Source organism: Haladaptatus cibarius D43 (genome assembly GCF_000710615.1).
Classification (GTDB): Archaea; Halobacteriota; Halobacteria; order Halobacteriales; family Haladaptataceae; genus Haladaptatus; species Haladaptatus cibarius.
Genome location: NZ_JDTH01000002.1, coordinates 1,942,615 through 1,949,123 on the forward strand (window position 1 = coordinate 1,942,615; position 6,509 = coordinate 1,949,123).

The following is a 6,509-nucleotide window of genomic DNA, read 5'->3' on the forward strand; positions in this document are numbered from 1 at the left end:
GCGAAAACTCACCGCAGCGCAACAGACAACCTCACCACTCTTCGACCAACGACCGAATTTCCGGGTCGAGTTCCTCGAACGCCCGCCTGCGACCGTCCCCGTCCGCTCCGGATTTTTTCACGTAGGTTCGTTCTTCGCGGTCGAATATGGCGGATTCGTCCAGTCCGCGCTCTTCCGCTAGTTCTTTGAGCTTTTTGGTGTCGAAGCTTCTCGCCTCGTCGGGGTCGATTCCGGCCCGGTTCAGTTCGGCGCGAATCACTTCCTCGTCTTTTTGATTCCGTCGTCGGGTGGTGTATCGCTTCACCGATCCGTAGTCGGACGAGATTCGTCGGTCGTCTTGGAGAACGTGGAGGAGCGCGTCCCGAACTTCCTTTCGGGCGTCGTCGGCCCCTCTGCTCACGTCGGACAACAGGGTGTAGAGGTTCACCAGTCGGAAGGTGTCCAACTCCGCCAACGAATCGGCGTCGTACTGTCGGACGAGGTCAAGCAGAACGAGCGCGTCCCGAGCGAACCCGAGGTCGAGTTGCGGTATTTCGTCGGGGTCTAGCGTTCGGGTGGGTTTTTGTGTGGGCGTTTGGATGGGTTCGTTTTTCGAGGGAGAGTCGGATTCCACGGATGGCTTGTTTGGGCAATTCTGGTCGTTGGGGGCGTTGGTCGCGCCGTCCTGCTGTCTGCGCTTTTCTCGGATGACGAAATCGCGGGCACCGTCGAAGACGAGGTTGTCCCACGAGTGTCGGTCGTCGTCCGTCGTGCTGATGTGCGCTGCGACGGAGCGGATTGCGTCCTCGTACTCACAGCCCGCCGCCGGGCACGTCGTCGGGTCGTACTCTTCGTCTCGCATAGGTGGTCAGTTGGGGTTCTCGCGGGTTGTTGTGCTGTTAATTCGGCTGTCGCCCCGGTTTCTGCTCGGAGATTTGGCGGCTTCGGTTATAAAATTGCGGCAGTGATGTGGGACGTCTGATGGATAGATTCAGAGGGAGGAATTTGCTGTAGACGGGAGTAGCGAGTGAGGCTTGTCGTAGAGAAGAGCAGTAAGTCAACTTTGTCGTGAGCAAGTCACGACTCCACTGAAAACCGCCACTGCGACGAAATCCAGCGTGTGTTGTCTTGTTTTATGATAGATTTTCGATAGCAAGTCACGGGTCCACTGAAAACCGCCACCACCTCCGCAGGCCACACACCTCCCCAACCGATTCCGTTCCTCGCTTCGCTCCGGTACTCATCCCTCGCGCGAAAACTGGCAGGCCCTCGGGGGTGAACGCCTCAGGCCTGCCGACGCACGCGCCACGGCATTTGCAAAAATAACACAGACCGAAATATTCGAAAGAATAACAGAGGATGAGCGAATAAGGCGGATAACACCCACAGCCAACCATTCCGCAAAAAACTGGGTTAGCAGTTCCTTTTTGCCCCATCGGGACAATCCCCAAGCAATGACTGACGGCTTCGGGGAGGAACCGCCAGCAGACCGGAAATCACCGGTCGGTGAACCCGTCATCCGCGGCGACGAGACGATTACCGGCGAACACGCGAATCAGGCCAAAGCGTTCGATCCGGACGATCCGGACAGCGTCGCGGAAGCCGCCGAAACCGTCCGGGCCTTTGCCGACGGAAGCGCCGGGAGCGAAGACAGCGTCTACATGCTCCGCGGGGCCGCGGCCTGCGCCGCATTGGTTCGAGGCGTCGGGTCGTACAAAGGTGCCGCGGAGGAAGCAGGCGGCGAAACGACGGTTGCCTTCATCCGCAAATGGGCGCGGGTTCACGACCTGCCGCGGTCGATTCGCAGACACGTCGCGCTGGGACAAATCGCGCCGACCGCGGCGAAGCACGTCGCGCGGGTGGGCGGGGACGCCCGATACCAACTCGCGTGGGCCATCCTCGACAACTCGCTGACGGTTCGGGACGTTCGCGCCATCGTCAGCGACATCAACGACGGAACGTCGCCCGAGCGCGCGCTGCGGCGTCACGGGGTGACACTCGGCGAGGTGACGCTCTCGCTTCCGCCGGAGGTGTACCGGGAACTCAGACGGCAGGCCGCGCTGGCAGGCGAAGAACCGGAAGCGGTGGTCGCACGCGCGTTGGAACGCGAACTGGAGTGAGGTGCGAAAAATCCGTTTAGCCGAGGAACTCGCGGGCAGTGTCAACCATCACAGCACCCGCGGTTTCCACGTCCGGCCAGTGAATCGTCTCGTTCGGGAAGTGAGCCTGCTCGATGGTTCCGGGACCGAATATCACGGTCGGAATCTCCGCGTGGACGTAGTGGCGCGAGTCCGCGCCGTAGGTCGCCCCGCGGAGCGTCGTGTTGAGGTCGTCACGGTCGTAGTCGGCCATCGCGGACTGGAGCGCGACGACGACGGGTTCGTCCGCATCCGTCTCCGCGGCCTCGAACTGGATCGAAAATCGTTCGAAAGTCGGCGGGTGTTCGGATAGCCATTCGTTTTCTTCGACCACTTCGGCCAGACGTTCTTCGTAGGCGGCCTCAACTTCGTCAACCGTTTCGCCGGGGGCGACGCCAAGGCGCATTTCGGCAGTCAGGTTCGCCGGGGTGGTGGACGACCACGTTCCGGCTTCGACCGTACCGATGACGATGGGCCACGAGACGGGGAACTCCTCATACAGCGGATGGGTCACCGACTCTCCGCGCTCGGATTCCAGGTCGTAAAAGGCTTCGCGGATTCGCTCGAAATGCGGGAGGACGCTCTCGCCGCGCCAGCGCGTCGCCGCGTGAGCCGAGCGCCCCGTGAGGTGGAGTCGCTTCATGACGCTCCCCTCGGTGGCGATGACGGGGGTGAGGTCGGTCGGTTCCGCGACGATTGCCGCGTCGCGTGAGAAGGGATACGGATTGGAGAGTGCGGCCGCCGCCGCGCCGAGTCCGCCTTCTTCCTCGCCGACGACGCTTTCGACGACGATTCTTCCGTCGAGTTCCCCATCAGCGGTTTCGGCGAGATGCTTCGCCGCGAAGATACAGGTCACGACGCCGGATTTCATGTCCGCCGAACCGCGGGCGGTGAGGTTCTCGCCCGCGTCGTCCCACGTCGGTTCGAAGGGGTCGGTGTCCCACGATTCGCGCGCGACCGGTACCACGTCCATGTGGCCGTTCAGGACGAGCGTCGGCCCGTCGTTCGGATTTCCGAACTCAAGCACGCCCGCCACGCTGGGGCGCTCGGCGAGACTCGGCCCGCCTGCACTGGCTTCAGTGTGTTCGATGTCCGTCGGGTCGTCGGGGAACGACGGATGTTTGGCCAATCGCTCGGCGTCGGCAGTCCACTCGTAGGTTTCGAACCCAAAATCCGCGAGTTTGTCGGCGAGCCATTCCTGTGCGGAGGCTTCCTGCCCGCCCGTCGTGTCGAACGAGCAGAGTCGTTCGGTAACTGTCCGCAGTTCGTTACCCTGCGCATCGATAAACCCTGTCATGATTCGATAGATGCAGGCGGGAGTGTAAACCTTGCCGACCCGATACCGGAAGAGAATGGTAAACGTTTAACCGTCGCAACTCCCACAACTGGATGAGGGCTGGTAGCTCAGTTAGGCAGAGCGTCTGGCTTTTAACCAGACGGCCAGGGGTTCAAATCCCTTCCAGCCCGCTTTTGTGAGGAACGAACGTGGCGAGCAAAGCGGCTCACAGGATTTGAATTAGACCGAGGTTCTGCGCTGGCACAGGTTCTCGGGCGTTGTTCAAATCCCTTCCGGCCCGTATTTCTTGCGGCGAACTTCTTTGTGAGCCGCAAGAATAGTCGATACCCATTCTATACTATTTTCGCAGCTTGTCTACTCGGAAATAACACTGTTGGAAAATGTCACACCACCATTCATTTCTCAACCTATTATGTCGTAAGTAGGGTGGAAACCCCCTCGAAAGGCGATTCCGACGCCGTGGTAGATGGTATCCATAGTATCCCATCACTTAACCATGTCCGGTGCCATTACTGGATGTGAGTGAAGAAACAGAACGTCGAAATCTCCGAATGCCTAACAGCGACGAGATGTTCGGCGTCGTAACAGAACACAACGGCGGGAACCACGTTCGCGTTCGTTGTGAGGACGGAAAAGAACGAATGGGACGGATTCCCGGCCGAATGAAATATCGAACATGGATTAACGAGGGCGACGTCGTCCTCGTCGAGCCGTGGGACTGGCAAGATGAAAAAGCCAACATCGAATGGCGATACACGGGACAGGACGCAGATCAACTTCGACGCGAAGGCCACATCCAGTAATACCCGTTTCTCTAGAACCGAGAACAACTACACTATCCTTATCGAAGTTATCGTCGAGAGTCATCTGGACGATACACACTCCTCCGCGACTTCATTCAGTAGATGTTATACGGTAGCCGAACACAGAACACCGATATGAACCGATTCGTCTCGGATCCGCTCGAACCGTTCGGCATCGTCATGGGCGCACTGCTCGTCCTCATCGGAATCGCAACCCTCGTCGGCACACCATGGGCGAGCAAATCCGGCAGCGCCCTGCTCATGATTGGCCAAATAATCGGCGCGCTCTCCGCAATCGGCATTGGTGCGGCGCTGGCGTGGATTTCTCGGGCGTAAAAAGGCGAGTTTTCGATTGTTAGCCGTCGTTCAGCTACCCTTTGAACGGCAGGAAAGCGAACATAGCCAACAGTATTGCTGCAAGGAAGCTCAAGATAGACACTCCCCAGAGGCCCGCGATACGCTCGTTGAACTCACCGATTTCCGCATTCTGGCTGTTGTACGCATCGACGTTCGACGAAAGGACGACGTTGCCACCCTGACCGTGGGCGACGTAGGTTTGATTGTTCGGACCGAGTTCGGCCGTTCCACCGCTCGAAAGCGAGGTCGTCGTCGTTTTCGGAGCCTCCCACTGTAGGAGCACGGACTCCGCGGAGATGTTCGCTATCGTCGTCGAGTTGTTTTGGTACTGGAAGTTGTTTCCTTGTTGGAGCGTTTGCGTCTCCGGCTCGCCGAACTGCTGTTGCTTGTACTCGTCCACCGGAACGAGCGACTTGTTAGCGCTGTCGTTACTACTCTGGTTGACCACGACGTAGGTCACGTTACCCTGATTGACCGTTTGTGTGTCTTCGCTCAGGTTTTGTACCTCGGTCAACGTGGCTTGGCTCGGGTTCGACTGATTCGGGATGAGGAGTCGGAACGTGGTGTTGTCCTGTTCTACCGTGGTGTTGTTCCCTAACTCAGCCGAGTAGGTTGCGGATTGGTTCGTCCACGCGACTTCCGCAGAACCGTCACCAAGCGACGTGACGTTGTACTGTCGCCCATCGACGTTGAATTTCTGTCCTTGGTTCGAGAGGGTCTGGTCGGGGTTTTCGACCGAAACCGTCGGCTCCTGAGCGACTCCGATGAGTGAGTACGCCCCGGCAGCGATAACCAGAAAGACGGTTACGTAAACGCCCGCTGCTCTTCGTTGCATGTTCTATCTCCAGTCCGCATTGGGCATAATGGTTACTTTTCTCCGTTATACATTCACATAACCAATCTAGAACTAGTTTTTTCGGGTTGAATCCAATATGAAGAACAATATACGACATTTTTAGTGTGTATTTATTCATTTTAAAATTTATTAATAATTGTCATAAATAGCATGACAAAGTCGTATCCGTCCTACAATGGGATGTATATTCGATCAGCAGTCAAAACATCGAAAATGTCAGTGATTGCTCGGCAGATACGCTCAGTACCAGTTATAGACACATTCAAACGAGGTAATAACAGATGTCGGCTTCCAACGCGCTCAGAAGGCTCGACGAGCAAGCAGAACAGCTTTCAACATGGCAATACGTCATCGTCGCAGGATTGTTCGGGCTAATCGCTGGGACCGCCATCTACCTCGCACTCGGCAACGGCATTGCGGTCGCAATCTTCGACGCACTCAGCACCGCATTTGTCGCGATGGGAACGGCGTACATCCAGCGATGGCGTGCGTAACCGACAGTCGCCTCGTTTTTCGGCAACCATACTACAGAAACGTTTCTCGCAAGCCAATAAAAGTGGCAGACAAATAATAAAATGCGACGAAAATACTGTCCCGTTACGAACAGCTACACCGACACGGATATAACTGCCAGTATTACTAGCGGCGACAAAACAGTCAGTTTAGAACCATGGTACGCGAGAACGTACTGTCAATTCTGCATCTGTTCGAACAGCGTGTCTCGGTCGTACACGGAGTCGTCGAGTGACGTCTTATTCATATAACGAGACGACTGTGAACCAACTACTCCGACAATATCCTTCCGCGCATAGATTGCTCTCCGGGTTCACCGCGTTCGTCAGAAAAGCCAAGGGCCGGATTTGAACCGGCGATGGGCGGCTCTGCAGGCCGCTGCGTTCGGCCGGACTCTGCCACCTTGGCGCAGTCACTTCTTTGTATTCTGCTGGTTTAAGTATAGCGGTCTTTCGTTAGCTGATAGAAATAGCAAAAAACCCACCACGAGCGCTAGCGCTCGTGGTGGGTAATGAATGAAAGTATGAGTGGGAGGCGGCGAATCAGATTTCCCAGAGGCTCGCGCA

General features: G+C 57.2%; 7 protein-coding genes and 2 tRNA genes. 5 read left to right on the forward strand and 4 right to left on the reverse strand.

Annotation, left to right across the window (positions count from 1 at the left end; translation table 11 throughout):
- Window positions 1–31: 31 nt before the first annotated feature.
- The gene (locus HL45_RS15275; protein ID WP_049971903.1) at window positions 32–841 is read right to left on the reverse strand and encodes a hypothetical protein; all 810 of its coding nucleotides are present in this window, start codon (window positions 839–841) and stop codon (window positions 32–34) included.
- Between the two features lie 592 nt (window positions 842–1,433).
- Between HL45_RS15275 and HL45_RS15280 the strand changes: the two genes are divergently transcribed.
- A complete protein-coding gene (locus HL45_RS15280) occupies window positions 1,434–2,099 on the forward strand; it encodes a DUF7119 family protein (protein ID WP_049971904.1) in 666 nt (221 codons plus the stop codon).
- A 16-nt stretch (window positions 2,100–2,115) separates the two neighbouring features.
- Here HL45_RS15280 and HL45_RS15285 read toward each other — a convergent pair whose 3' ends face one another.
- A complete protein-coding gene (locus HL45_RS15285; protein WP_049971905.1) occupies window positions 2,116–3,414 on the reverse strand; it encodes an ArgE/DapE family deacylase in 1,299 nt (432 codons plus the stop codon).
- Window positions 3,415–3,510: 96 nt separating this feature from the next.
- Between HL45_RS15285 and HL45_RS15290 the strand changes: the two genes are divergently transcribed.
- The 3 genes from HL45_RS15290 (at window position 3,511) to HL45_RS15300 (ending at window position 4,553) form a co-directional block, all read left to right on the forward strand.
- Window positions 3,511–3,584 (forward strand) — tRNA-Lys (locus tag HL45_RS15290).
- Window positions 3,585–3,932: 348 nt separating this feature from the next.
- Window positions 3,933–4,217, forward strand: a complete 285-nt coding sequence (gene eif1A, locus HL45_RS15295) for a translation initiation factor eIF-1A (RefSeq protein WP_049971906.1) — start codon at window positions 3,933–3,935, stop codon at window positions 4,215–4,217.
- Window positions 4,218–4,352: 135 nt separating this feature from the next.
- Complete coding sequence (locus HL45_RS15300) at window positions 4,353–4,553, forward strand: hypothetical protein (RefSeq protein WP_049971907.1); 201 nt, start codon at window positions 4,353–4,355, stop codon at window positions 4,551–4,553.
- A gap of 34 nt (window positions 4,554–4,587) precedes the next feature.
- On the opposite strand, the gene HL45_RS15305 is transcribed toward HL45_RS15300, so the two are convergent.
- Window positions 4,588–5,409: a hypothetical protein gene (locus tag HL45_RS15305; protein WP_049971908.1), complete on the reverse strand. Its 822-nt coding sequence runs from the start codon at window positions 5,407–5,409 to the stop codon at window positions 4,588–4,590.
- A gap of 302 nt (window positions 5,410–5,711) precedes the next feature.
- Between HL45_RS15305 and HL45_RS15310 the strand changes: the two genes are divergently transcribed.
- Window positions 5,712–5,924: a hypothetical protein gene (locus tag HL45_RS15310; RefSeq protein ID WP_049971909.1), complete on the forward strand. Its 213-nt coding sequence runs from the start codon at window positions 5,712–5,714 to the stop codon at window positions 5,922–5,924.
- 351 nt (window positions 5,925–6,275) lie between these two features.
- Here HL45_RS15310 and HL45_RS15315 read toward each other — a convergent pair.
- Window positions 6,276–6,351, reverse strand: a tRNA-Cys gene (locus HL45_RS15315).
- Between the last annotated feature and the right edge of the window lie 158 nt (window positions 6,352–6,509).